The sequence below is a fragment of the Methylobacterium hispanicum genome (assembly GCF_022179285.1).
Lineage (GTDB): Bacteria > Pseudomonadota > Alphaproteobacteria > Rhizobiales > Beijerinckiaceae > Methylobacterium > Methylobacterium hispanicum.
Genome location: NZ_BPQO01000021.1, coordinates 1 through 22351, shown reverse-complemented (window position 1 = coordinate 22351; position 22351 = coordinate 1). Strand labels below are relative to the sequence as shown.

Genomic DNA, 22351 nt, shown 5'->3' with positions numbered 1-22351 from the left:
TGGGGTGGCCGCGCCGCCTCCTAGAACGGCAGCTTCATGCCGGGCGGCAGGGGCAGGCCCTTGGTCAGCTCGGCCATGCGCTCCTGCGCCACCTGCTCGGCCTTGCCGCGGGCGTCGTTGATCGCGGCGACCACGAGGTCCTCCAGGATCTCGCGCTCGTCGGCGACCATCAGGCCGGCGTCGATCTGCACCGCCTTGGCCAAGCCCTTGGCGGTCATCGTGACCCGCACGGCGTCGCCCCCGGCGGCGCCCGTGACCTCGACGCCGTCGAGTTCGGTCTGCAGGTTGGCCATCTTCTCCTGCATGGCCTGGGCCTGCTTCATGATGCCCATGAGGTCGCGCATGCGGCTCGTCCCGTCTCGCTGATGATGGCTCGGATGTAAGGCGCCGCCCCGCGCGGCGCTACGCCTCGTCGTCGGCGCCCTCCGCCTCGGCGGCGTCGGCCTCGCCCAGGATCTCGGCCTCGGCGGTCGCCGGCCCCTCGGGGGCGAGGTCGCGTACGTCGACGATCTGGGCGCCGGGGAAACGGGCCATCACCTCGCGCACGAGCGGGTGCGCGGCGGCGCTCTCGCGGCGGCTGGCGTCGGCGGCCCGGCTCTGCTGGTCGAGGGTGGAGGCGCCCTCCTCGCGGGCGAGCGTGACCACCCAGCGCTGGCCGGTCCAGGCCTCGATCGCGCGGGCGAGGTCGGTGGCGAGGGTCTTGCGCCCGCCCTCGGCGAGGCGGAACTCGATGCGGCCGGCCTCGAAGCGCACGAGGTGGACGTCGCGCTCCAGCGCCGCCTTCAGCAGGATGTCGCGGCGCTCGCCGGCGAGCGCGACCACGTCCTCGAAGCGGGCGAGCCGCGGGCCGGCCGCCTCGACGGCGCGGACGGGCGGCGCGGCCGCGACGGGCGGCGGGGCCGGCTCCGGCGCCGGTACCAGCGGCTGGCGGGCCGGGGCGGCCCCGCCGCCCATCGCGGCGCGGGGCGGGGGCTCGGAACTCAGGGTGGGGGCGGGAGGCAGCGCCGGACGCGCGGACGGCGCCTCGCCGCCGGCGGCGAGCGCCTCCGCGCGCAGCTGGCGCAGCGCCTCGTCGGGGGTCGGCAGGTCGGCCGCGTAGGCGAGGCGCACCAGCGCCATCTCGGCCGCCGCCAGGGGGCGGGGCGCAGCCTGCACCTCGGGCAGGGCCTTGAGCAGGATCTGCCACGCCCGCGAGAGCGCGCGCACCGAGAGCCTCTCGGCGAAGGCCGCGCCGCGCGTGCGCTCGACCTCGCTCAGCGTCGGGTCGGCGGCGGCCGCCTCCGGCACCAGCTTCAGGCGGGTGACGAGGTGGGTGAAGCCGGCCAGATCCGAGAGCACCACCGCGGGGTCGGCGCCGGAATCGTACTGGCCGCGCAGCTCCGCGAAAGAAGCCGGCACGTCGCCGCGCATCGCCGCCTCGAACAGATCGACGATGCGGCCGCGGTCGGCCAGCCCCAGCATGTCGCGCACGCTCGCGGCCGAGACGGTGCCGGCCCCGTGGGCGATCGCCTGATCGAGCAGCGAGAGCGCGTCGCGCACCGAGCCCTCGGCCGCGCGCACCAGGGCGGCCAGCGCCTCGTCCTCGACCGCGACGCCCTCGGCGGCGCAGATCTTCCGGAGATGAGCGGAGAGCACGTCCGCCTCGACCCGGCGCAGATCGAAGCGCTGGCAGCGCGACAGGATCGTGACCGGGACCTTGCGGATCTCGGTCGTCGCGAAGACGAACTTGGCGTGGGGCGGCGGCTCCTCCAGGGTCTTCAGGAAGGCGTTGAAGGCCTTCTCCGAGAGCATGTGGACCTCGTCCACGATGTAGACCTTGTAGCGGGCGGAGACCGGCGCGTAGCGGATGCCGTCGATGATGCCGCGCACGTCGTCGATGCCGGTATGCGAGGCGGCATCCATCTCCAGCACGTCCATGTGCCGGGATTCCATGATGGCCTGGCAGTGCTGCCCAAGCTCCGGCATCGTCACGGTCGGCCCCGTGTCGGGCACGCCCGCGCGCAGGTAGTTCAGGCCGCGGGCCAGGATGCGGGCCGTGGTGGTCTTGCCGACGCCGCGCACGCCGGTGAGCATCCAGGCCTGCGGGATGCGGCCGGCCGCGAAGGCGTTGCCGAGCGTGCGCACCATGGCGCCCTGGCCGATCAAGTCGTCGAAGTTCTGGGGGCGGTACTTGCGGGCGAGCACCCGGTAGGGCGCGGCGGCCGCGGGGGCGGCCGGAAACCCGGGAAGCCCCGGCTCGTCGTCAGGGGTGCCCGTGCGCGCGTCCATGCGACCATCTGGGGAGGCGCCGGGCGACCGCTCCCGACCGCGCGGGTGGCAGCGGTCCGCGATGCGCGGCGCATCGGAGAAAGGGTGGGAGGCTGGACGAAGACCCGCTCGGGCTCGTTAGGGCTGCTTCCTTCCGGACCTGACCCGGTTGGCGAGTGATACGTCCCTCACCAACCCCCCGCCGCCTATATGGCCGGACGGCCCGCACGATGCAAGCCGGGCGCGCGGCGCGGCCGCGGTTGAGCCCGCGCGCGGGCGCGGCCATGCTGCACCGGGGACACGGTCGGGGAGGGGACGGCGATGCGGATGACGGGTGCCGCGCTGGCGGCAGGGCTGCTCACGACCGCGGCGCTGGGCGCCGGAGGCGGGGAAGGCTGGCAGGGCCGCTATCGCTGGGAGGCGGAGGGCGGCCGGACCGCGGGCGGCACCGGCATCGTCGTCACCTACGACCTCACGATCGGCCCGGCCGGCGCGCGGGGCGGCTGCGTGCTCACGGCCCAGGGCTTCCAGACCGACGAGCGCATCCTCTGCAAGGCGGAAGCCGGCGCCCGCAGCCTGACGGTCGCCTTCCACAGCTACGCGGACGGGCGGACGCTGAACCGCTTCGGCGTGGCGGTGCACAAGCCGGGCGAGCCGCTGTTCACGCTGACGCGCGAGGCGACGACCGGGGCGGGCGGGTTGACCACCCGCCTGCAAGGCCTGCGCCCCCTGAACGAGGACGCGCCGGTGTCCGGCGGCTTCTTCGCGCGGGTGCCGTAGGGCATCCCATCTCCCCGCCGCGCGGGGAGAGGGCTTCGGCGACCTCGTCGTCGCTGAAGCGAGGCGGCGCATCGATCCCGAAGGGATCGACCCGAAGGTGAGGGGGCTTCTACGGAGGAGCCTCCCCCGGAGCCGCCCCCTCACCGCCGCTCCGGCTACGCCTGCGCTTCCTGTCTGCACGACAAGGTGCAGACAGGCCTCTCCCCGCAAGCGGGGAGAGGGAGGAGGCCGTCTCATTCGGCCTTGCGCTTGACGATGGCCAGGCTCTGCGGATCGAGCTTGAGGTCGAACTTCTTGCCGGCGGCGTCGATCGCGTCGTCCACCTCGATCATGCCGTCGTCCAGCTCGATCTCGTCCCACTTGGTGAATCCCTCCTGCCGCAGCATGGCCTCGACCTTGGCCTGCTGGTCGGGCGGCAGCTTCTGGTCGGCATGCGCCAGGGTGCCGAGGCCGAGCGAGAGGGCGAGAGCGGCGAGGATGAGGGGCGGGCGCATGCGATCGTCTCCTGGCGTATCGGTTCGAGCGCGGATCCCGCGCAGGTCGCGCAGGTCCGGAACCAGTGAACGGACCGGCGGGCGGCGTGTTCCTGAGCCGGCTCGCCGGGCTTCACCCCAGATTGTCAGCGGGCACGCCCAAGCCTAGGCTTATCCTCCCGGCCTGAGGATCTTCGCGCATGGTCACCCGCGTCGCCACCGTCGCGTTCGAGGGGATAGTGGAAGCCATTTTTCTGGCCGACCCTCGAATTTGAAGCTTGTTACCGTAGCCGACCGGAGTTTACCAACCCACTCAGATCGCTTATTTTCTCGTCACACCTCGACGAGCCCTCGGCTTACCGGCCTATTCCGGAGCTTGCCGACAGCCGCTTCCGTGGTGCTTCCGCGGAGGCGGGGAGGGCAAATTGGCTAGGATCACCAAGCGGTTTGTGGAGGCGGCGGAGCCGCAGGACAAGGACTATTTTCTGTGGTGCGAAGAGCTACCTGGCTTCGGCGTTCGCATCTTCGCCTCTGGCCGGCGCAGCTACCTCGTCCAGTACCGCAGCGCCGGACGGACACGCCGCGTCACGATTGGGTTGCATGGGCCAGTGACCGCGGAGCAGGCTCGGAAGGAAGCGTTGTCGCTGCTTGGGCAGGTAGCGAGGGGTGAGGATCCGGCCGAGGAGAAGGCGACCCGGCGCAAGTCGCTAACCATGGCGCAGCTCTGCGCCAACTATCTGGCAGCAACGAAAGCGGGCCTGATTCTCGGGCGTGGACGGCGTCCGAAAAAGCCTACGACGCTGGTTTCGGACCGCGGAAGGATCGAACACCACATCGTGCCGTTGCTCGGCAATCGGCTGGTTCAGGATCTGACCACTGCGGACGTGCATCGCTTCATACGGGACGTCCAGACCGGCAAGACAGCCAAGAGCTATCCGACGAAGGCACGGGGGATGGTGCGGGTCGGGGGTGGAGCGGGCGCAGCCGCGCGCTCTGCGGGACTGCTCGGCGGGATCATGACCTTTGCCATCAGGGAAGGGGTCATCTCGACCAACCCGGTCCAGGGTGTCCAGCGACCGGCGAACAATAAGCGCGACCGCCGCCTCTCGCCCGACGAGTTCGCCGCACTCGGGCAGGTGCTCACGCAAGCTGACCTCGAGGGGGAGAGCTGGCAATCCACGGATGCGATTCGCATGCTGTGTCTGACCGGCTGCCGCCTCCGTGAGATCACCAACCTGCGATGGGTCGAGGTAGACCGAGCCGCATCTTGCCTTCGGCTGGACGACACAAAGGAGGGCCGCTCGATACGGCCCCTTGGTCGCGCCGCCGCGCAGCTCTTGAGCCAGATCGAGCCGCGAAGCACGGGTGTCTTTGTCATCCCGACGACTCGCGGAGAGGGCGGGTTTGGTGGTGTGCCCGATGCGATCGAGCGCTACGCCAAACGCGCCGGGCTCCAACGCGTCAGCGCGCACACCCTCCGGCACTCGTTCGCCAGCATGGCAGGAGACATGGGGTTCAGCGACAGCACCATCGGCGCCATGCTCGGTCACGCCGGCAACACAATGACGAGCCGGTACGTGCATCACCTCGACACCGTGTTGGTCGCAGCAGCCGATCGGGTCTCGGAAGCGATCGCGCAGGCGATGAGCCGCCCGGCGGCCGTGCTGAGTGAGGTAGCGGCGTGAGGCGCCGGGCAAACGTCGCCGAGCGCTGGACGCTGCTTCAAGCGCTGGCGTGGGTGCTCACACGCGACCAGCAACTAGTCGACGAGGCAGGGGCAGCTCCCGGGGCACACGCACCAGCGCGCACACCGATCTGGCTGATAGTTTGCGCTGCGCCGCTCTTGAAACGTGATGCTAGCCCCGGGTTGGCTTGGCGCGAGCTGTCTGAAAGAATTGTCGCAGGGCGGGTCCGCTCGGACGGTCTACCGCAAAGATCCGACGAATCAGTCGAAGAGCGGCAGCTACTCTCAATCAAAGCTCGAGACCTCGTGCTCGATAGCGAGCCTTCCGCTCCCGGGCGGGAGTGCTTCCTTGCTCCACAAGCGCCAGGGCAGCGAAGCTGGCTGAACGTCGAGATCAACGCGCATGACGTGCAGAAAGTATTTCCAGCAGCAGGCGTGCGGGTCCGACGAGGGGGCCGCAAGCGGGTGTACGACCAGAACAAAGAAATAACCAATCAGATATTGTCGTTGATCAAGCAACACGGCACACCGGGACCAAACAACAAGTTCCTTAAATCGGAAAATGCCCTTGTTGAGAAGGCAATGGATTTTTCAGCAACCCTTTACAAACAGGCGCCTGCGCGCTCTACCCTCCAAAGCATAGTTAGGAAAGCCATCGGCAGCTTTCCCGAGCGACACGGCACAGGCGGCCGGATCGGCTGACGACCCACCGGCTGTCTGATGTGTCTGACGGTTGTCGGTCAATCCGGCATACACGTCAGACAGTTTCCGAAATGATCCTCGCGACCCCGGCGATTGGCCGGGCTAACCGACCGCGAGGCATCCATGAACTACGATCCCTCTCGCGCCGCCGAGACCGGCCCCAAGAAGCGCCGCGTTGCCGCGGCGCAGTACATCGTCGACCGACACGGCATCCCCTGCAGCCCGAAGACGCTTGCCAAGCTCGCCTGCGTCGGCGGGGGGCCGGCCTTCTACAAGGCGGGGCGGATCCCGCTATACGCCGACGCTGACCTCGACGCCTGGGCGGCCTCGCGCCTGAGCCGCCGCGTAACCTCGACGTCCGAACTCGCGGCCTGAGGTGGCGTGATGCACGCCCTCTCGCTCCTCTTACGGCATCAGGTCGAGCCGACCGGCGGCCGGGCCGTCGCCGACGAACTGGCCCGCCGAGTCGGCCAGCATGGCCTCCGCGCCTACTCGCCGGCACTCCACAGCATCGCGCACTGCTGCGATGGCCTGCTAACCAACCCCACGGCCATGCCGGCTGGTGGCCGAGTTCAGGGCGGGTCGATCGCGGATACCGTGGTCTCGGGCGAGGCGCTCGTCGTGTTTGCCGACGCGCACCCGCGCCGCGGGCACGCCGCCGCTCAGGTCTGGATCCGGGACGTCGTCGCGGCTCACGCAGCCTTGAGCCCCGGACCCCGTGCGGCGCGGGCGGCAGCCACGGCGAGGCGCATCAGCCGCGCCACCGTGGCAACGCCAGATGCGCGTCCGTCGCTTGAGCATCAGCGCCAACTGATCGACCTCGCCGCGCTGATCCTCGACGCCGCCGAGGTCGAGCGGCTTCAGGCCCTGTCTGACTGCGTGCCCGTGGTGGCGATCATCGGCGACACGCGGGCGACCGGCCAGACGGGCGGGCGCTTCTACCGGACCGTCATGCGCCTGCCCGGCGCCTGGCTCGGCACCGCGCCGACTGCCGGCCGCGCCTGACCGCAGGCGCACCAAACCGACCCGACCCTGAGATCCCGCCGACCCTGGAAAGCGAAACGGCGGCCTACCCCGCACCACCAGGGGAAGCCGCCGCTCCATCAACTCTATGGCCGGGCGCCGCTCACGACAGCGTCCGGCGGGAAATCATCATGACCGACAGCAGTGTAGGCCACGGCGGCGAATCCGTACAGTCGTCGGCGAACCGCTTCCGTATACTCTGGGATCTCGGGTATCGCCGCCTCGTCCCGATCGTGCCGCCCAACGCCGAGCTCTCGCCGCACTCGCACCTGGCGGCGAAACCGCAGTGCCGCGGCAAGGCCGTGGGCGAGCTTGGGGCTTACGGCTGGAAGAGCTTCCCATGGCAGCAGCACGAGACTACCGAGGTTGATCTGGAGCGCTGGCATGGCATGGGTGCCGGCGTCGGGATCAAGCTCGGCGACGGGCTGACCGCCATCGACATCGACAGCTTGGCGCCGAAGCTCGCCGAGGCTGCCGTGGAGGCGGCGTACGAAATCCTGGGGCCGGCACCGCGGCGCATCGGGCGCTGGCCCAAGGTGCTGCTGCTCTATGCGACCTCCGAGGACATCCCCTACGAGCGGGTCGATCTCTCTGGCCTCGATGGGAAGACGGAGCGCGTAGAGGTTCTCGGTCCTCGGCATCAGATGGTGGCACGGGCAGTCCACTCCTTCACCGGCAAGCCGTACGTCTGGCCGGAGGGCGTACCCGCCCGAGACGAGCTGACGGTCGTCAACCGGGAGCAGGTCCGGGCCTATCTGGACCGGCTCACCGAGATCCTGCCGGACGCGCACCGGCGGGCAGCACCGAACAGCCTCGACCGCAGCCAGGTCGATCAGCGGGCGCTCGAAGGACCGATCGAGGCCGTGCGCGCCGCGGTCGATGCCATCCCGAACGATCGATCCGACCGAGCGTGGTTCCTGCGCATGGGCTACGCGATCAAGGCGGCTGTGCCCTACGATCCCGACGAGGCCTTCGACATCTTCTGGTCTTGGTGCCTGCGCTGGACGGTGCGAGAGAAGGACTACGACGACGCGTGGTCTCACTGGGAGAGCCTGCAACCACCGTTCGGCGTCGGCGCTCCGTACCTGTATGCCGAAGCCGCCAAGCACACCGGCCGCAACATGGCGCCGCCAGAGGCCTTCTTCGACCGCATCGAGGATGACGGCACTCCCCCCTCTGCGGAGGAGGGAGAGGCGGCAGTCGCTGGGCCGGCGCGGCCGCCGCTCGCATTCGTCCGTCTCGACGATTGGGCCGGCGCGGCACTCACGGATCGGGCAAAGCCCCTCGTCAAAGGTCTGCTCGACGAGAGCGCCATGACGGTGCTGTACGGCGAGAGCAACGCCGGCAAGACGTTCGTCGCAATGGACCTCGCGCACCATATCGCCCGCGGCGCGCCGTGGGGCGGCATGAAGACAGCGCAGAAGGTCGTCGCATACGTGGCGGCGGAGGGCGGCCAAGGGGCTGCAAAACGAGGTGTTGCGCTGGCGCGGAGGTACGGCGCCGCCGCCCATTTCCACATCCTCGCAGCGCCCGTCGATCTTCTGAGCGACAAAGGCGATCTGCAGCCGCTGATCGCCGCCTTAGGGAAGCTGGGGCCGAACCTCGGGCTCGTCGTCATCGACACCTTGTCCCGCGCGATGGCGGGCGGCGACGAGAACAGCTCCATCGACATGGGGAAGCTGGTTCGGCACCTCGACGCCATCCGCGCGGCTGTCGCGGCGCACGTGCTGGTTGTGCACCACTCGGGCAAGGACAAAGCCAAGGGCGCGCGCGGCCACTCCCTCCTGCGCGCGGCGACGGACACCGAAATCGAGATCAGCCCCGGACAGATCGCCGTCACGAAGCAGCGCGACCTCGACAAGTCCTGGTCGTCGGCGTTCGCGCTCGACGTGGTGCACCTCGGACGGGATGACGAGGGCGACCCTGTGACGTCGTGCACGGTGCGGCTGGTCGCCAGCAAGGCGGAACTGCCGGTAGAGGCGCCGACGGCGACGGAGCGAAGGGTGCTGGAGGCTTTGGCGGCTTGTGCGGCCGAAACAGGCGATCCGAAGGCGGGGGTTCGCCAAGTGGACCTTGGCGATTTCCTCGACAGCCCGGAATTCAACCAAGAGAAGCTCCGCTTCCATCTCCGTCAGCTCGAAAAGAAGCGCCTCGTTGTGCGCTCGAAGCGTGGTGTCTGGCAGGTCACAGACCCGGCACGGCTGGATCCCCGCGCTTGGTTCAAAGCGGAGGCCTCCGAAGATCCCAAAGGCCAAACCGGAGGAGCGGGATTTATCGACGGCGTTTTTGGTTAGGCGCATGAAATTCGTGCTGCTCGGACCGGAGGACGAACCGGAGAAAAGAAAATCTAGTGCTACCAGCCGCTTAGCCGAACCGGAGGAAAGCGGAGCGGACCGGAGGATGGCAAGGCACAAACCGGAGGGCTCCGGAGGGGGGTCTAGAGACCCCTCCGGTCTCCGGAGAGCCGCATGGGAAACTCGGATCAGAGGAAAACCACGCACCACCGGCGAGAGCCGAACGGCCGAATTGCGGAATGTCTCGGCGCCTCTACGGCGCTGGTGGGACAAGTTGTCGGAGAATGGCGGAATGCCCCTAAAATCGAAGCGTCTCACGCGACAGGAACACGCCTTCGTTCAGCAGATGGTGCGCAGCGGCGACGCCACCGAAGCGGCTCATCGAGCAGGGTACGCGCAGCCCTCGTCGCGCGGCGGCGCACTGATGCGGAAGCCGGATATCGTCGCCCGCGTCCAGGCCGAGCAGGCGTACCTGCTGAAGACCGAAGGAGCCCGCGTCGGCGTCGGCACGCTCATTGAAATCGCTGCCAACAAGCAGGCGCCGGCCGCCAGCCGTGTCATGGCCGCCCGGGAGCTCGTGAAACTGTCCGGCGTGGCCGCGGGCGACGACGCCAGCGACAAGCCCCTGCACACCCTCTCCCGGGCCGAGCTGATCGATGCCGCGGCCAAGGCCCGGGACGCCCTGGCAGAGCTCGACGCGCCCGTGATCGAGGGCGACGTGGTGCTGGCCGGCGGCGTGTTCGACTGAGGCCGATCAGGCGCCTTCCATCGTGAAGCCGACCTTCAGCGTCACCTGGTAGTGCTGCACCTTGCCGTTCTCGATCTGGCCGCGCGTCTCCAGCACCTCGAACCAGCGCAGGTTGCGGACCGTCTTGTTCGCCCGCTCGACGGCGCCCTGGATCGCGTCCTCGATCGACGTTTCGCTGGAGCCGACGAGCTCGATGACCTTGTAGACGTGATCCGACATCCGGCCCTCCTCAGCGCGAGAGGCTGCGGATTCTGGAAGCGGGGTCGCTCGGATCAAGCATTCTTCGGGGCTGGAAATGGCCGCCGGGCCGCGAGTGCGCTGAGGCTGTAGGTGCCAAAAGAGACGAGATACTCGATGCCGGCGCCTATCACTCAGCCTTACCGGGCTTGGGCGGCCCGCCGTTGCAGCCAGATCAGCCGGGCGAGCTGTACGCCGCTCAGGCCGCCGGTGCGCTTCTCCTCTGCGGCAGCCGCGGCCGCCCTCTGTGCCTTCCTCAACGTTGGGCGGGTGCGTGCCCGCCGCTGCTCCTCCACCTCCAGGAAAGCCCTGAACGCCGCATCGGTGACGAGCACGGGCCGTCCCGGGATGAAGGCCAGGCGGCCGTCGTAGCGGAGCTTGCGCACCTTCGAGACCGAGCAGCGCAGGCGCTCCGCTACCTCCGCCTCAGTCATGAGCTTGTCGCGCTGCGGCGCGGGGGCCGGCGGCGCCATCCTGGCCGGCCGCTTCGGCACACAGTCCGGCCGCTTGGCTTCAGTGAGACCGAGGGCCTCCCAGTCCAGCATCTCGGGCGTGATGACGTCCGGATCCGGCGGCGGCTCGCTCCGGCCAGTCCGGTCCATCCAGATCTCAAGGTAGCGCTCTGCCCTCGCGCGATCCCTCTGGCGGGTGCTCATCCGGTGGCTGCGGCGCCCTTCGGACCAGTGGATGTAGAAGAACCCGTTAGGTTGCGCCCGCAGGGCGTATTTCGGCATAGGCGTGCTCCGAATGAAGCCTTAACGCATATGCCGCAAAGTTTTTGCGCGCGTCAACTAAGTATTTGTCTGATTTGTCTGGCAACAAAACGTCGGGCGATCCAAACAAAAAAGGGCGCCCCTCGTAGGGACGCCCTTGGTTAATAACGGCGGATGAATCAGGCCGCTCGCATCTGATTGTAGAAATCTAATAACCGGATCGCTTCGGCAGCGCTGAGGTCGTAAGCTCGGAAAGAGAACGGCTTCGGGTTGTCCTCTTCGTAGGCGTCGATCATGTAAGACGACACGGGGCATCGATCTTCTGCTGTCTCAGCGTCCTTCGCGATGTACGCGACGGTGGTGTCTTGATCGAAAAACCTGATGTCTCCGGTCATTGTTCTGCGCTCCAGAGACTGCTTTGCCTAGCAGCCGGATTGATCCAGGGGAGGCAAAACCGCGCGCAACGGCTCCTGCACGTCTTTAGGCTTGCGCCCTGGACATACACGTGAGGACCCTGGACCTGATCGGGAACGCATCGGCTTCACCCTGCCGGGCGAGCCGCGCTGTGCGCTACGGGTTTTGCCTAACCCGAGCAGAAAGTAAGGGCGCCGGATTCGCGGCGTCAACCCCGCCAACACAAATATTCGCAAAATTAGCGCGCCGCACCGCGCCGACGCGACAACCCCGCTAATTCGGGGTCCGCCAACCCCGCTAAAAGGCCCGAGTGCGCAACGACGGGCGCCGCATAGAGGCTAAGCGATTGGTGCTAAAGCACTGCGCCTGTTCATTGAAAACAGGCGCGTCGGTTCGGCGAGCCCGGGAGGTGCCGGGTGCCTGCCGGGTCGGGGGCAGCCCCCCCCCCCGGTATGGGCCAATCGCGCATCGCTGACGCCCGTCAGACGTTCACACAAAAATTCTGCTTGAAAAACAAAGTGGACATTTTGTCCTCGAAGACATTCTGTCTGATCTATCAGACAAGCCAGACAACCCCGCCAGCGCTCTCGCGCGCGCATAGCAAACCTTCGCTTGCCAGTCGATCCGCCCTGCGCTACTTTCTAGCCGCTCAGGGCGCGTCGCGCTCTGGGACGTCGATCAAGCGGACTCGACACCCGCATCGCCCCTCTCGCCAGCCCGCGTGGCTGCCGAGGCTCCGCAGCTTCAGGAACGACGTCGGCTCACTCCGCGCAGGCGCTCAGCGCCATCGCCGCCGTTGTTCCTCCGCAGCTCGATCGACGCGATGCGACAGACCTCCTCGACCGCTCAGGCGGCGTGCCCCCAGCACGACCCGATCTTCGCCGCTCAGCTTTTCGAGCAAGCCGGCGCCAGCGAGACGCCCGACACCTACGTCTGGGCCCTGGAGCTCGCCGCCGGCATCGTCTGTAGGGGTGTGGGCGACAGCACCATCAGCGAGACGGCGCGCGAGATGCTCGACGCCTGCCTCGACGGCGCGGCCGAGCCCGGCCAGCGCCTGCTCCGCAGCGTCTACAACCTCGGGCATCTCTCGAGCGGTATCGCGGCGATCGGAGAGCTGCTCAACTGCTGGACGGTGCCGCTGGAACAGCGGGACGCCGCGTGGATGCGGGAGGCGCTCGCCGCCCACACCACCGCCGTGCTGCTCTTCGGCGATCTGAAGGCCCTGCGCCGAGGCGACCAGAGCCGCCGGCGCCAGCCGACCGTCCGCCGAACGATCCTGGCCGACAACGTCGTGCCCTTCCCGACGCCGCCGGGATGCCCCGCAGATCCCGCCTGCGCGCCGAACGGGGAGGCGTGAGCGATGAACGCCCCCTACACCCGAGCCTTCAGCTTCTCCGGCTTCCAGTCCAACCGGCCCAACCTCCCGTTGCCCGGTCAGCGCGTCGACATTGAGCTCGACAACATCGCGCAGGCGATGGGCTCTCTCGTGTCGGGCCTCGCTGCCAACGGCCCCCTCAAGCCCACCCCGCCCGGCACGCTGCTGGCGAACCTCACCTCCTCCACCGCCATTCCGACGGCCGTCACGGTCGGCGCGCTCAAGGGCTCTCTCGGCCTCGGCACGGCCGCGTCGCTGAACGTCGGCGAGCCCGGCGGCGTCGCGGCCTACAACGACCCGCGCTTCGGCTCCAACGCCGACGTCAGCGGCTTCCTCACCAAGGCCGGCAACCTCGCCGGGCTCACGGACCTGCCGACCGCGCGGCAGAACCTCGGGCTCGGCACGGCCGCCACACGCCCGGTCGGCATCTCCGGCGGCGTCGCGGCCTACGACGACCCGCGCTTCGGCCAGGGCGGCGGGGGCGTCCAGATCCCCACGATGTACGTCAGCGTCGCCGCTTTCGCCAAGGACAGCGACGGCGAGCTCAAGTGGGACAACGCCTACAAGGCAGCGTCCGCCGCCCTGCCGATCACGGGCGGCGTTCTGGAGTGGCCTGCGGGTAAGCTGACGCTCAAGAACAAGATCTACGAGGAGTTCCCGAAGGGCTCGCAGCAGGCCCGCACGATCACCAACCGCGGCCAGGGCACAGATGCCACCATCCTGTACTGGCCGAATGCCGACGGCGGCATCCAATACGACTTCAGCTACTTCGCCCACTCGGCGCACATCAGCGACATGACGCTGAGCACCGGGTACGACAGCCCAACAGGCAGCGGCAGCGCCTACCGCCTGAACGTCACCTCGCAGTTCTACTCTGCTGGCTTTCGACACCCGCCCTACAACACAATCTTCAGGGTTGTGACACGCGGCGACGATGCACCTTTCAACCAAAAATATTGGAACAAGGGCATCGACATCCGCGGTGCTACCATCGTGGATATCGGCTTCGTCGTCTGTGCGGGCGGCTCAACCGCTGGGGAGAATACCGGTCCGCTCGGCGACGGCATCAGCATCGAGGGCGCTACCTTCGGGGGCGATTTCTCCTACACTGTGCTGGTTAACATCGCCAACTTCCAGTTCGTCAGCCTTGATCGCGGACTGTACTACGGTGATTTCATCCAGGGCGTATCGGCAGTAAACGGCAACGCTGTCTATTGCCGGGCCGGCATGGCGACCGTTGACAATGCAGCCCGCAAGGGCGTGCTCGCTCAGCTCTACGTCGAGAACTTTCAGTACGGCATCGGCACGGGCACCGGCATTGAGATCCTGACTGAGCTTTTCACCTTCGCGGCCGTCAACTGCACGTTCTTCACGAAGCGGAACCTTGCGGGCATCAAGATCGACCACCCGGTTCCCTTCCAGATCTCCAACTGCTGGTTTCAGGGCGAGGCCTACCGTGAGCCACCCGGGACGGCCGTCCCGCCCGGATCGAACGGCCTGATCATCGGTCCGGCGCTCATCCCGGGCGGCATCGTCACCGGATGCGTGTTCAACGCGCTCGCGGCTGGCCTCCTCCTTCAGGAAGGCTCGTCGGGCATCACAGTCGACGCCTGCCGGTTCAGGACGAACGCCGTCAACGTCGTCGACCTCGGGTCGCGCAACAACTTCGGCATAGCGAACAGCGCCGAGGACGGCACGCTGCCGCCCGCGACCCTCCCGGAGCTGTCCGGCGCGGCCGGTACGGGCTCGCGCGCGTTCCGGCTGCGCAGCATCAGCGACGGCGGAGCCTCGCTCTACACGAACTTCGTGCAGGACAAGGCCGGCAACCTCCTAGTGAACCAGGCGACCGGAGGCGGAGCGCCGCGAGCGGGCCTCTTCAAGTTCGATGACCAGGTGCAACTCGCGGTCGGTTCCAACTTCGCCAGTGCCCGGCACAACGGCGCGTCGCTCCCCGCCAACACCGCCACGAACGTGACGTGGGCGACGATCGAGGACACCGGCGGCTATCGCAACGCCGGGGCCCAAGGCCGCTTCATCGCGCCTGCTGCGGGGCTTTACACCTTCACGGCGTCGGTCCGGTTCGACACGACGTCTGCGGGCACCCTACGCCAGATCCTAGTCCTGAAGAACGGAGCCAGCGCCGACCTGCCGAGCGACACCCGCGCTCCGGCCGGCGGCGGTGCGAGTACGCAGTGTAACCTATCATGCACCGTGCGCCTGAACGCCGGCGACTATCTCACGGTGCAGGCATACTCCGACGTGGCCTGCTCGACGGTCGGCGGGACGGGCTACGCGTCCATGATGCGGGTGAGCTGACGATGTCGCCCGGGGCACACCCGATCCGGCGCGGCGCCCTCACGGCTGACGTCGGTGACGCCAGCAACTTCGCGCTGGCGGCCTTCCGGCAGGCGATCACGGATTGGGATCCGTCCGGCACCTTTGCCGCGGGCATGCGGGCGATGTGCGAGGGCTTCGAGTACGGCCCGCTGCCGCCGGAGGATCGAGCGCCGCTCGCGGCCCTGATCCTCTGCGCCGAGCAGGCGCTGGCGCGCGCCGCCGTGCCGCTGCTGCTGACCGAGCGGACCTTCGGCAACGTGCAGGCGCGGCTCGCGGACCTGCTGCGCCTCTGGGCCGAGCCGCGAGAGGTTCAGGTCTCTTGGCACCCGGAGTTCGCTCCGGGCTTCCGGGCGATGGTCCGCATGCTCGCCAACGAGGTCGAGAACGTCTCGCTTCAGATCACCGCCTACCGCGGCCTGCCGGAGGTCCGGCGCGCCATCGACGCTTTCACCACAGAGCAGCAGGACGGATTCCATGCCGATGTACCGGGCCCGACGCGGCATTGATACGAGCCAGATCGAGGCGGGCTTCGACAGCCTCGCCAAGGTCTTCGCTCCGGCCTCGCCGCAGGAAATCCTCGCTGGACAGAAGGCTCGCGAATCCGCCGCGCAGCAGGGGCGCATCGCCGAGCTGTACGCGATGGCGGGCCAGCCCAACGTCGATCAGCCGCGCCTCGATCGGCTCGCCGGCATCGCGCAGCTCTACAACCCGAACGCCAGCCTCACGGCGGTGCGGATGAACAACGATACGTCCGTGCGCACGAACGCTGCCGACAACGCGCGGGCGCTGCAGCAAACCCGCATGCAGCAGCAGGGCGAGACCGAGCGCGCATTGCTGGCGCCGGTGGCGACGGGGGCATCGCGGTTCATCCCGGAGCGTATCGCCAACATCTACGGCGTGCCGCAGACGCAGACGGGCGTGGTCGAGCTGAACCAGGGCCAGACCGCGACCCTGCCGGACGGCCGCACGCTCGCCGGCGCGCCGAAGCCGCTGTCGATGGACGAGGTCAAGGCCGCCGTCTTCCAGGGCATGCCGATCGAGCAGCAGCAGGCCGCCACCTTCGGCAACACGCCGCTCCAGACCGTGATGGGTGAGGGCGGTCCCACGCTCGTAACCGGGCCGCAGGCGATCGGCCGGACGCCCGCGCCCGCGCAGCAGGCGCCGTCGAGCCTCGCGCGGCTGCAGGCTGAGCGGGCTGGCCTGCCGGCCGGGGATCCGCGTCGGGCGGAGTACGACAGCGCCATCGCTGCCGAGGGCCGCGGCGCCGTCGCCGACTCGTTCCGCAACCAAGCGGACACCGACGCGGCCAAGGCCTACGGCGAGATGGCGAAGGGCGGATTGCGAGCCCGCAGCTTCGGCAGCGACATCGACATGCTCGACGCGCTGCTAGTCGACGCCCCGACCGGCGCCACCGCCGAGACCCGCCTGCGCGTCGCGGGCTATGCCAAGGAGCTCGGTCTGGACGAGGTCGCCAACGGCCTGACCGGCGGCAAGATGGATCGGCTGACCGCCGCCAACGCGATCGCGCAGCGCATCGCTCCGGCGCTGCGCGTGCCGGGATCGGGCGCACAGTCCGACCTCGAGCTCACCAACTTCCTCGCCAGCCTGCCGTCGATCCTGAACCAGCCCGGCGGTAACCGCCTGATCCTGGACACGCTCCGGGGCGGCGCGCAGTACCAGCAAGCCGTCGGCGACATCGCGGCGCGGGCGCTGCGCGGCGAGATCAGCCGGGCGGAGGCCGACGCACAGATCGCGGCCACACAGACGCCCTTTGCCCGCTTCAGCGCAGTCGACCGCGGCGGCCCCGCCGGCACGGGGGCGCCCGCCGCCAGCACTGCGCAGGCGGGTGGCTACTCCGAAGGCACGATCATCGAGAACGACGCCGGCGCACGGATGATCCGGCGCGGCGGCAAGTGGGAGACCTACAATGGATGATCTGCCCGCCGGCTTTCGAGTCGTCACGCGCTCGCAGCCCGCACCGGCGGATGACCTCCCGCCCGGCTTCCGCTTCGTCCCGGCGGCCGCAGCCGGCGCGCCCGAGCAGCCGAGCGTCGCGGTCGATGTCGCCAAGGCCCTGCCGACCGGCGCGGCCAAAGGCGCCATCGGTCTCGCGGGCCTGCCGGGCGACGTGCAGCACATGGGCAGTAGCCTCGTCGACGACATCATGCTCGGCATCGGGCACAAGGTCATGGACTGGACGGGGCTCGGTCCGCAGGCCGGGACGCCGGAACGCGCCAACTTCGACCGGATGTACCGCGGCATCGGCTCGGGCGGCGGGCTGCCGGGCTCCGGCGCGATCCGCCAGGGCGTCGAGACCGTCACGGGGCCCCTCTACGAGCCGAAGACGACGGCCGGGCAGTACGCGCAGACGGTCGGCGAGTTCGCCACCGGCGCCGCAATCGGACCGGGCGGGCTCGCGCGCAAGGCTGCCGAGACCGTGATTCCGGCCGTCGTCTCGGAGACCGCCGGGCAACTCGCGAAGGGCAGCAAGGCCGAGCCCGTGGCGCGGCTGGCCGGAGCGCTCGCCGGCAATCTCGGCACGGCCGCGGTGGCGGCGCGCACCGACGCACCCGCCCGCGCCATCGGCACGACCGCTGGCCGCCTGACACCCGAGCAGTTCAACCGGGCGGAGGCGCTCGCCGAGACAGGTCGGCGGCTCGGCATCCCGCTCACCGGGCCGGAGGCGATTCAGCAGGCCACGGGCGGCGCCACGAAGCTCGCCGATGTGCAGCGCTTCGTCGAGGGCTCGCCGCAGAGCGTCGTGCTCGCCGAGATGATGGCGGCGCGCCCTGGTCAGATGCGGGCCGGAGCCGACGCCGCCTTCGACACCATCGCCCCTCAGAGCCTGCAGCCCTCGACGCTCGGGCCGCGCGCGGCCGCGGCGGCGCAGGGCGCCATCGACGACGTACGCGCCGGCATCAACCGGGCCACGCGCCCCGCCTACGACGAGGCCGGGCGGCACGTCCTTGACCGGGCGGACTTCGAGCCGATCGCGGCGGATCCAGCCTTTCAGGCGTCGCTGCGGCGGCTGCGCAGCGACGAGGTGCTCGGCCCGGCCTATGCGGGCCAGCCCGACAACTCCGTGGCCGTGATCGACGCCGTGACGAAGGACATGCGCGACCGCGGCGTGGCGCTCGGCAACCGAGCCAATCCGGGCTTCAGCTCACAGGCTGCAGGCCTGTACGAGGGCGGGGCCGCCGAAGCGCGCGCCATCGCTCGGGACCCGTCCCGCGGTGGCGTCCAGGCCTACGACGACGCGCTCACTGCACAGGCGCAGGCGCGCCGGCAGAACCTGGAGCCGCTGGAGCAGGGACCGCTCGGCGCCATCGCGGGCGCCAGCGACACCAGCGCTGCGACGGCCGCCGTGCTGCCGCGCCGCCCGCAGGTCGGCGGCGAGGGCGAGCTTGCCGACGCCATCACGCGGCTGGCGGCGCGCGATCCCGACGTGGTCGGGCCGCTGATCCGGCAGGCGCTCGCCAACCAGGCGGACGCCAGCATGACGCGGCTCGTCGGCGGAGAGGCGCAGGGCGGTGGCGCCCGGTTCGCGAAGGACGTCGCCGGGACGGAGCAGCAGGGGCGCAACCTCGACGCGGTGCTGGCGGCGATCGAGCGCGGGCGCGCGCCGTCCGCGTCGCCGCGCAAGGCCGTGAGCGAGCTGCTCGACGTCCTGCGCGCCACGGGCACTCGCAAGCCGCAGGGCAGCCCGACCGACTTCAACGCGCAGTACCGGGCGGAAATCGGCGGCGAGACGCTTCCGCAGCAGGGCCTGACGGCGCTGCGCACCGGCGGCCGCTCCATGCTGGCGAACGCCGGCGACGCGGCGCGCCGGGCCTATCTCGGGCGCAACAACGCCACCCTGGCCGACCTCTTCGCGGCGCCCGACAGCGTGCAGCAGATCCGGAGCATCGTCGCGCAGCGGGCTCAGACCCCTGTGGCCGATGCGGTGCTGCGGGCTGCCGTACAGGGGCAGGCGGCACGGCGCTGATGACGGTTCGGTGACGAGTGCCGAAGCACACACGGGGGCTGGCATGCCAAATGCTAGACGCCGCATGTGCCCGCTTCGGCGGTGTTTCCTCCCTAGACTCAGCCCGCCCGGCTCAGCGCCGCGGCGGGCTTTTTCGTGTAGTCGCCGGTCAGTCCGGCCGAGAGTCAGAGGCTTGTGACACGCCCTGCCCCACCTGATCGTCGTTGCTTGCGTTCCGCACGTACTCTTCCAGGGCAATGAAGCGCTGTAGGTGCGGTATCAGCAGCATACGGATCTTGCGTAAGCCCGCCTCTCCCCGAGGGATTGCGCTCTTGATATGCGCATGAGCTGGATTGGCCGGCTGGGCTTCTGTAGCGATGACGGGGGACGCCTCGATACGGAAGGCGACTTTCCCCTCCGCATCGGTCTCGCCACAGACCGGCCCGCATTCGAAGCGTGATAGGTAAGAGACCTTCCGGTCGTCAGGCCTGTTCGCTGCATGGCTCTTAGCCCGGTCGGCGACGATCCTGATGTCGACAAGGTGCTCGCGATCGACGCTGTAGCCGCGCGACTTCAGATCGGTCAGACTTACGGCTGACGGCACGACCTCATTGCCGTGAATATGCTCCGGATTGAAGTTGAGCCGGAGCAGCCATTCCTCGTGGGGAACGGCTGCAACCGGCTCAGGGGCATCACGCGCCTCGGCGACGCTCATTCACGACCTGCAGGAAGGCAGTTAGGCGCGCAGGACGGCGATCAGGTCGGGAGGCAACGGCTGGCCGATCTCGGCGCCATCCTCCGCAAACTCGGCGCCGTCCGGCGTTTCGCCATAATAGGAGTACCGGCCCGTTCCCGTGAAGCCGAGATCCAAGGCGAGTCGAGGCGTTTTCCAATAGAAGTTGATCTCGCCATCGTTGGCGAGGCTGACGTAAGGCTGCGCGACGTCGCCGAGCGCCTGCAGCTGACGCGCGAAATCGATCGCCTGCTTTACCGTCTCTATGGTGGGTCCGACGCTCTCCGGTCCGTCCCAGCCAACCTGATAGGTCGCCAGTTCACGGATGCGCTTGATGAGCGCGCATTCCCGGAAGGCCGGCAGCGTCGGACGGGTCGTCAGGGCCGTGCTCTCGAACCGATGAGGATCGATGGCGCTTGCTGCGGGCGGCGTCGTCGTCAGCAGGGCGGACAGCGCGATAAATGGCATGAGGTGGCGTCGGTCGCGCGACGAGAACACGCCTACGGCCAGCACAGAGCTGCCGGGCGTCGTCGTTCTCGTTGCTCGGCGTTCCGAGATCATTCCGCTCGCTCCAGTCCCAGACCGATCCGGGTACTCATTGATTCGGTCAGGAGATTCCTCAGAAGGCGCTTGTTGCCATCATGTAAGGCCTCCATCAAGGCGGACAACGCCTCAAGCCCTGACGGATTTCCCGGTACGAAAGGAGCCAACTCGTCGATGGCCTGATTGGCGCGCAGTATCTGGGCGTGCCCGATCGTCACGGCGGTTCGCATGGCCCCCTGTACGTTCACAGCGCCCGCATCCAGATTGACCTGATTAAGGATCTCGTAGCCCCGAGTCGTGTCTGCATCGAACCATCCCGTATGGCAGTGCCACCGGGTTCCGGATGTGAAGGCGCGCGGATGCAGGTAGGCCGAAGTCGGGTCGAGAAGCTCGTGGGCGTCGTAGGCCTCGTCCTCGCCCTCATAGATGAACTGGTCTGTCCAGCGCATCCCGACGCCTGTCATGAACGAGGGGGTGCCTGACATCCGAGCGAAGATCTTCGCGATGTGCTCGCGCTGGCGCGGCCACACCTCGTGCCAGCGCGTGTATCGATACTCGTCCAGCGTCACAGTTTCCTGAGCGATGGATATGGTGCTCGCCAGCGTGCCATCCGCGTCGAAGCGTTGCATGTTGATGCCCGCCGCTTCGTTGACGCGGGGTTGCGTCACCTGCGGTTGGCTCTGGTTCTGCTGGAAGACCTGAACCTGCATCATGTTCAGGATCTCGTGGGATGGGAAGTCGTGCCGCAGCTCGTCCTTGAGCGAGATAAGGGCCGGCATTGCCTGCTTAAGCGGCGGCATGAACTCGAAGAAAGTGCTTTCCTCGACGATCGCGTGGGCGTCGTGCACCGGGCGGAAGCGAGGTTCAGGCATGGCGGCGGGCATCAGCTTCAAGCTTGGCGGTTTCTCACCGGCGACCAGAGCAAAAACCGGTGGACAACGTCTTAATCGGCCTTGCCGGGATCGGGGAAGGGGATGGCCGTGGAACTACCCCAGAAGCGACGTTCGCACTCTGCGCTGCCGCACGCTAGGTGCCCGATTCACCCAATCCCAACCCGGCGGCCGCAAGGATGCGTCCGACGCGGCCGTGTCGTGTTCCAGGCCGGGCGGGAGGCACGATGACCGAGCGAGAGGCGGGCTACGTCCAGGCGCTGGAGCGGATGGTGGCACACTGCCGCCGGCAGATGCTGGATCGCGAGACGCCGTCAGAGGGCCGCGAGGAGCACCGGGCGCTCATCGACTACATGGAGGGGCAGATCGAGCAATTGCAGGAGCGGGCCGACGCAGCGCCGGAGCTCCGCGCCGCTGGCTGAGCTTCTACCGACTGCCAACGTGGGAGTGTAGCGGCTCACGGCCACCCGACCACCGCCCGCGACAGGCCGGCGAGGATGACGGCCCAGAGCGCCAAGCCGACCGCGAGGGCGATCGCGCGCTGCGGCCAGGTCGAGCGCGGGCCGGTAGGACGACGGGGCTGCGCCGCCTCCCGCGCCTCAACCTCGCGGATGTACGCCTCAAATTGGTCGGCCGGCGTGGGGTCGTTGCTCCGGGGCCGCATGATCTACGACGCCACCCCCTAGCTTCCAGATTCGACACAAGCTTTACCTTAAGGCATATTTCCCTTTAGCGGGAGCAGAATGATGCGGAAGATCGGCGTTCTGATCGCAGTGGCAGGCATAGCTGTCGCGGTCATACCTGTAGCGTTGTGGGTCGCGGCAGGTGTCGGGTTTGGCCGTGCCGAGCACGTCGCCATTCAGAGAAACGAAGTTGACCTATGCGCGGCCGAGGCCCTGCCGCCGGGCGATTACATGTCGCTGTCGCAGCGATGCAAGGATGTGCTCGAAGCTAGCGAGCGTAGCCGCACAAGAAAGCTCTGATGCTCTCAGGCGCGTCTATCCGCGCGGCGCCCGCCATCCAGCCGCCTTCGCTTCGTCCTCTGAGCAGAACATGCGCTCGCCCGCCTTCTCGTCGATGACGGTGCGTGCGTAGTCCCGGCTGCCTGGCAGGTGGTAGACCTTCTCGCCCGAGCGGCTGATGTTGCCCTTGATCGCGCAGTTGAGGGCCGGGTGCGAGGGCACGGGGTCGGGC

25 protein-coding genes and 1 other RNA gene are annotated in these 22351 nt (G+C 68.6%); 14 read left to right on the top strand and 12 right to left on the bottom strand.

Annotated features, from left to right (window positions below; translation table 11 throughout):
- Nucleotides 1-20: 20 nt before the first annotated feature.
- The 3 genes from MFF56_RS21385 to ffs form a co-directional block, all read right to left on the bottom strand.
- Nucleotides 21-344 carry a YbaB/EbfC family nucleoid-associated protein gene (locus MFF56_RS21385; RefSeq protein WP_066927604.1) on the bottom strand — a complete coding sequence of 108 codons (324 nt, stop codon included), beginning with the start codon at nt 342-344 and terminating at the stop codon, nt 21-23.
- Between the two features lie 58 nt (nt 345-402).
- Nucleotides 403-2268, bottom strand: a complete 1866-nt coding sequence (locus MFF56_RS21380; RefSeq protein ID WP_238230989.1) for a DNA polymerase III subunit gamma/tau — start codon at nt 2266-2268, stop codon at nt 403-405.
- Nucleotides 2269-2350: 82 nt separating this feature from the next.
- An RNA gene (gene ffs, locus MFF56_RS21375) (signal recognition particle sRNA small type) lies at nt 2351-2449 on the bottom strand.
- Nucleotides 2450-2568: 119 nt separating this feature from the next.
- On the opposite strand from ffs, the gene MFF56_RS21370 reads away from it, so the two are divergent.
- Nucleotides 2569-3027 (top strand): DUF5991 domain-containing protein, encoded by a 459-nt coding sequence (locus MFF56_RS21370; RefSeq protein WP_238230987.1) that lies wholly within the window; start codon nt 2569-2571, stop codon nt 3025-3027.
- A gap of 233 nt (nt 3028-3260) precedes the next feature.
- Here the strand turns inward: MFF56_RS21370 and MFF56_RS21365 are convergent, their stop codons facing one another.
- Nucleotides 3261-3521, bottom strand: coding sequence for a PepSY domain-containing protein (locus MFF56_RS21365; RefSeq protein WP_066925825.1), 261 nt, complete (start codon nt 3519-3521; stop codon nt 3261-3263).
- 404 nt (nt 3522-3925) lie between these two features.
- Here MFF56_RS21365 and MFF56_RS21360 point away from each other — a divergent pair, with 404 nt between their 5' ends.
- From MFF56_RS21360 to MFF56_RS21335, 6 genes are all read left to right on the top strand, one after another.
- Nucleotides 3926-5185, top strand: coding sequence for a tyrosine-type recombinase/integrase (locus MFF56_RS21360; RefSeq protein ID WP_238230984.1), 1260 nt, complete (start codon nt 3926-3928; stop codon nt 5183-5185).
- Nucleotides 5186-5490: 305 nt separating this feature from the next.
- Nucleotides 5491-5886 carry a hypothetical protein gene (locus tag MFF56_RS21355; RefSeq protein WP_238230982.1) on the top strand — a complete coding sequence of 132 codons (396 nt, stop codon included), beginning with the start codon at nt 5491-5493 and terminating at the stop codon, nt 5884-5886.
- A gap of 123 nt (nt 5887-6009) precedes the next feature.
- The gene (locus MFF56_RS21350; RefSeq protein ID WP_238230981.1) at nt 6010-6261 is read left to right on the top strand and encodes a hypothetical protein; all 252 of its coding nucleotides are present in this window, start codon (nt 6010-6012) and stop codon (nt 6259-6261) included.
- Nucleotides 6262-6270: 9 nt separating this feature from the next.
- Nucleotides 6271-6891: a hypothetical protein gene (locus MFF56_RS21345; protein ID WP_238230979.1), complete on the top strand. Its 621-nt coding sequence runs from the start codon at nt 6271-6273 to the stop codon at nt 6889-6891.
- Between the two features lie 149 nt (nt 6892-7040).
- Entirely contained in the window at nt 7041-9203 is a 2163-nt protein-coding gene (locus MFF56_RS21340) for an AAA family ATPase (RefSeq protein WP_238230977.1), read from the top strand.
- Between the two features lie 292 nt (nt 9204-9495).
- The gene (locus tag MFF56_RS21335) at nt 9496-9951 is read left to right on the top strand and encodes a terminase small subunit (protein WP_238230975.1); all 456 of its coding nucleotides are present in this window, start codon (nt 9496-9498) and stop codon (nt 9949-9951) included.
- Between the two features lie 6 nt (nt 9952-9957).
- Here the strand turns inward: MFF56_RS21335 and MFF56_RS21330 are convergent, their stop codons facing one another.
- The 3 genes from MFF56_RS21330 to MFF56_RS21320 all read right to left on the bottom strand — a co-directional run bounded on the left by MFF56_RS21330 (nt 9958) and on the right by MFF56_RS21320 (nt 11296).
- Nucleotides 9958-10170, bottom strand: a complete 213-nt coding sequence (locus MFF56_RS21330; protein WP_238230974.1) for a dodecin — start codon at nt 10168-10170, stop codon at nt 9958-9960.
- A gap of 158 nt (nt 10171-10328) precedes the next feature.
- Nucleotides 10329-10922 carry a helix-turn-helix domain-containing protein gene (locus MFF56_RS21325; RefSeq protein ID WP_238230972.1) on the bottom strand — a complete coding sequence of 198 codons (594 nt, stop codon included), beginning with the start codon at nt 10920-10922 and terminating at the stop codon, nt 10329-10331.
- 158 nt (nt 10923-11080) lie between these two features.
- The gene (locus tag MFF56_RS21320; protein ID WP_238230970.1) at nt 11081-11296 is read right to left on the bottom strand and encodes a hypothetical protein; all 216 of its coding nucleotides are present in this window, start codon (nt 11294-11296) and stop codon (nt 11081-11083) included.
- A gap of 842 nt (nt 11297-12138) precedes the next feature.
- Here MFF56_RS21320 and MFF56_RS21315 point away from each other — a divergent pair.
- Genes MFF56_RS21315 through MFF56_RS21295 form a run of 5 tightly spaced genes read left to right on the top strand, consistent with a single transcriptional unit; the run spans nt 12139 to nt 19012 of the window.
- Nucleotides 12139-12672: a hypothetical protein gene (locus tag MFF56_RS21315; RefSeq protein WP_238230967.1), complete on the top strand. Its 534-nt coding sequence runs from the start codon at nt 12139-12141 to the stop codon at nt 12670-12672.
- Nucleotides 12673-12675: 3 nt separating this feature from the next.
- Nucleotides 12676-15006, top strand: coding sequence for a hypothetical protein (locus tag MFF56_RS21310; protein ID WP_238230965.1), 2331 nt, complete (start codon nt 12676-12678; stop codon nt 15004-15006).
- 2 nt (nt 15007-15008) lie between these two features.
- Entirely contained in the window at nt 15009-15533 is a 525-nt protein-coding gene (locus tag MFF56_RS21305; RefSeq protein WP_238230964.1) for a hypothetical protein, read from the top strand.
- Nucleotides 15502-16962: a hypothetical protein gene (locus MFF56_RS21300; RefSeq protein ID WP_238230962.1), complete on the top strand. Its 1461-nt coding sequence runs from the start codon at nt 15502-15504 to the stop codon at nt 16960-16962. The genes MFF56_RS21305 and MFF56_RS21300 overlap by 32 nt, the downstream gene beginning before the upstream one ends.
- Entirely contained in the window at nt 16955-19012 is a 2058-nt protein-coding gene (locus MFF56_RS21295) for a hypothetical protein (protein ID WP_238230961.1), read from the top strand. The genes MFF56_RS21300 and MFF56_RS21295 overlap by 8 nt, the downstream gene beginning before the upstream one ends.
- 148 nt (nt 19013-19160) lie before the next feature.
- On the opposite strand, the gene MFF56_RS21290 is transcribed toward MFF56_RS21295, so the two are convergent.
- The 3 genes from MFF56_RS21290 to MFF56_RS21280 are packed head-to-tail and all read right to left on the bottom strand — an operon-like array spanning nt 19161 to nt 21151.
- Entirely contained in the window at nt 19161-19706 is a 546-nt protein-coding gene (locus MFF56_RS21290; protein WP_238230959.1) for a hypothetical protein, read from the bottom strand.
- Nucleotides 19707-19727: 21 nt separating this feature from the next.
- The gene (locus tag MFF56_RS21285) at nt 19728-20285 is read right to left on the bottom strand and encodes a hypothetical protein (protein WP_238230957.1); all 558 of its coding nucleotides are present in this window, start codon (nt 20283-20285) and stop codon (nt 19728-19730) included.
- Nucleotides 20282-21151 carry a TIGR04255 family protein gene (locus MFF56_RS21280; RefSeq protein ID WP_238230998.1) on the bottom strand — a complete coding sequence of 290 codons (870 nt, stop codon included), beginning with the start codon at nt 21149-21151 and terminating at the stop codon, nt 20282-20284. The genes MFF56_RS21285 and MFF56_RS21280 overlap by 4 nt, the downstream gene beginning before the upstream one ends.
- Before the next feature lie 233 nt (nt 21152-21384).
- Here MFF56_RS21280 and MFF56_RS21275 point away from each other — a divergent pair, with 233 nt between their 5' ends.
- On the top strand, nt 21385-21579 hold the full coding sequence (locus MFF56_RS21275) for a hypothetical protein (RefSeq protein WP_238230955.1): 195 nt from the start codon (nt 21385-21387) through the stop codon (nt 21577-21579).
- Nucleotides 21580-21614: 35 nt separating this feature from the next.
- On the opposite strand, the gene MFF56_RS21270 is transcribed toward MFF56_RS21275, so the two are convergent.
- Nucleotides 21615-21821, bottom strand: coding sequence for a hypothetical protein (locus tag MFF56_RS21270; protein ID WP_238230953.1), 207 nt, complete (start codon nt 21819-21821; stop codon nt 21615-21617).
- A gap of 79 nt (nt 21822-21900) precedes the next feature.
- Here MFF56_RS21270 and MFF56_RS21265 point away from each other — a divergent pair, with 79 nt between their 5' ends.
- On the top strand, nt 21901-22140 hold the full coding sequence (locus MFF56_RS21265; RefSeq protein ID WP_238230951.1) for a hypothetical protein: 240 nt from the start codon (nt 21901-21903) through the stop codon (nt 22138-22140).
- Between the two features lie 15 nt (nt 22141-22155).
- Here MFF56_RS21265 and MFF56_RS21260 read toward each other — a convergent pair.
- The coding region (locus tag MFF56_RS21260; RefSeq protein ID WP_444543608.1) for a sunset domain-containing protein at nt 22156-22351 on the bottom strand (196 nt) is incomplete at its 5' end.

Bases quoted from the DNA above. Each gene is read 5' to 3' on its own strand.
- MFF56_RS21310 (WP_238230965.1), top strand. From the start codon at position 12,676: ATGAACGCCCCCTACACCCGAGCCTTCAGCTTCTCCGGCTTCCAGTCC.
- MFF56_RS21385 (WP_066927604.1), bottom strand. From the start codon at position 344: ATGCGCGACCTCATGGGCATCATGAAGCAGGCCCAGGCCATGCAGGAG.
- MFF56_RS21270 (WP_238230953.1), bottom strand. From the start codon at position 21,821: ATGCGGCCCCGGAGCAACGACCCCACGCCGGCCGACCAATTTGAGGCG.
- MFF56_RS21265 (WP_238230951.1), top strand. From the start codon at position 21,901: ATGATGCGGAAGATCGGCGTTCTGATCGCAGTGGCAGGCATAGCTGTC.
- MFF56_RS21335 (WP_238230975.1), top strand. From the start codon at position 9,496: ATGCCCCTAAAATCGAAGCGTCTCACGCGACAGGAACACGCCTTCGTT.
- MFF56_RS21300 (WP_238230962.1), top strand. From the start codon at position 15,502: ATGCCGATGTACCGGGCCCGACGCGGCATTGATACGAGCCAGATCGAG.
- MFF56_RS21380 (WP_238230989.1), bottom strand. From the start codon at position 2,268: ATGGACGCGCGCACGGGCACCCCTGACGACGAGCCGGGGCTTCCCGGG.
- MFF56_RS21315 (WP_238230967.1), top strand. From the start codon at position 12,139: ATGCGACAGACCTCCTCGACCGCTCAGGCGGCGTGCCCCCAGCACGAC.
- MFF56_RS21350 (WP_238230981.1), top strand. From the start codon at position 6,010: ATGAACTACGATCCCTCTCGCGCCGCCGAGACCGGCCCCAAGAAGCGC.
- MFF56_RS21285 (WP_238230957.1), bottom strand. From the start codon at position 20,285: ATGATCTCGGAACGCCGAGCAACGAGAACGACGACGCCCGGCAGCTCT.
- MFF56_RS21345 (WP_238230979.1), top strand. From the start codon at position 6,271: ATGCACGCCCTCTCGCTCCTCTTACGGCATCAGGTCGAGCCGACCGGC.
- MFF56_RS21365 (WP_066925825.1), bottom strand. From the start codon at position 3,521: ATGCGCCCGCCCCTCATCCTCGCCGCTCTCGCCCTCTCGCTCGGCCTC.
- MFF56_RS21295 (WP_238230961.1), top strand. From the start codon at position 16,955: ATGGATGATCTGCCCGCCGGCTTTCGAGTCGTCACGCGCTCGCAGCCC.
- MFF56_RS21330 (WP_238230974.1), bottom strand. From the start codon at position 10,170: ATGTCGGATCACGTCTACAAGGTCATCGAGCTCGTCGGCTCCAGCGAA.
- MFF56_RS21275 (WP_238230955.1), top strand. From the start codon at position 21,385: ATGACCGAGCGAGAGGCGGGCTACGTCCAGGCGCTGGAGCGGATGGTG.
- MFF56_RS21280 (WP_238230998.1), bottom strand. From the start codon at position 21,151: ATGCCCGCCGCCATGCCTGAACCTCGCTTCCGCCCGGTGCACGACGCC.
- MFF56_RS21305 (WP_238230964.1), top strand. From the start codon at position 15,009: ATGTCGCCCGGGGCACACCCGATCCGGCGCGGCGCCCTCACGGCTGAC.
- MFF56_RS21325 (WP_238230972.1), bottom strand. From the start codon at position 10,922: ATGCCGAAATACGCCCTGCGGGCGCAACCTAACGGGTTCTTCTACATC.
- MFF56_RS21340 (WP_238230977.1), top strand. From the start codon at position 7,041: ATGACCGACAGCAGTGTAGGCCACGGCGGCGAATCCGTACAGTCGTCG.
- MFF56_RS21290 (WP_238230959.1), bottom strand. From the start codon at position 19,706: ATGAGCGTCGCCGAGGCGCGTGATGCCCCTGAGCCGGTTGCAGCCGTT.
- MFF56_RS21370 (WP_238230987.1), top strand. From the start codon at position 2,569: ATGCGGATGACGGGTGCCGCGCTGGCGGCAGGGCTGCTCACGACCGCG.
- MFF56_RS21320 (WP_238230970.1), bottom strand. From the start codon at position 11,296: ATGACCGGAGACATCAGGTTTTTCGATCAAGACACCACCGTCGCGTAC.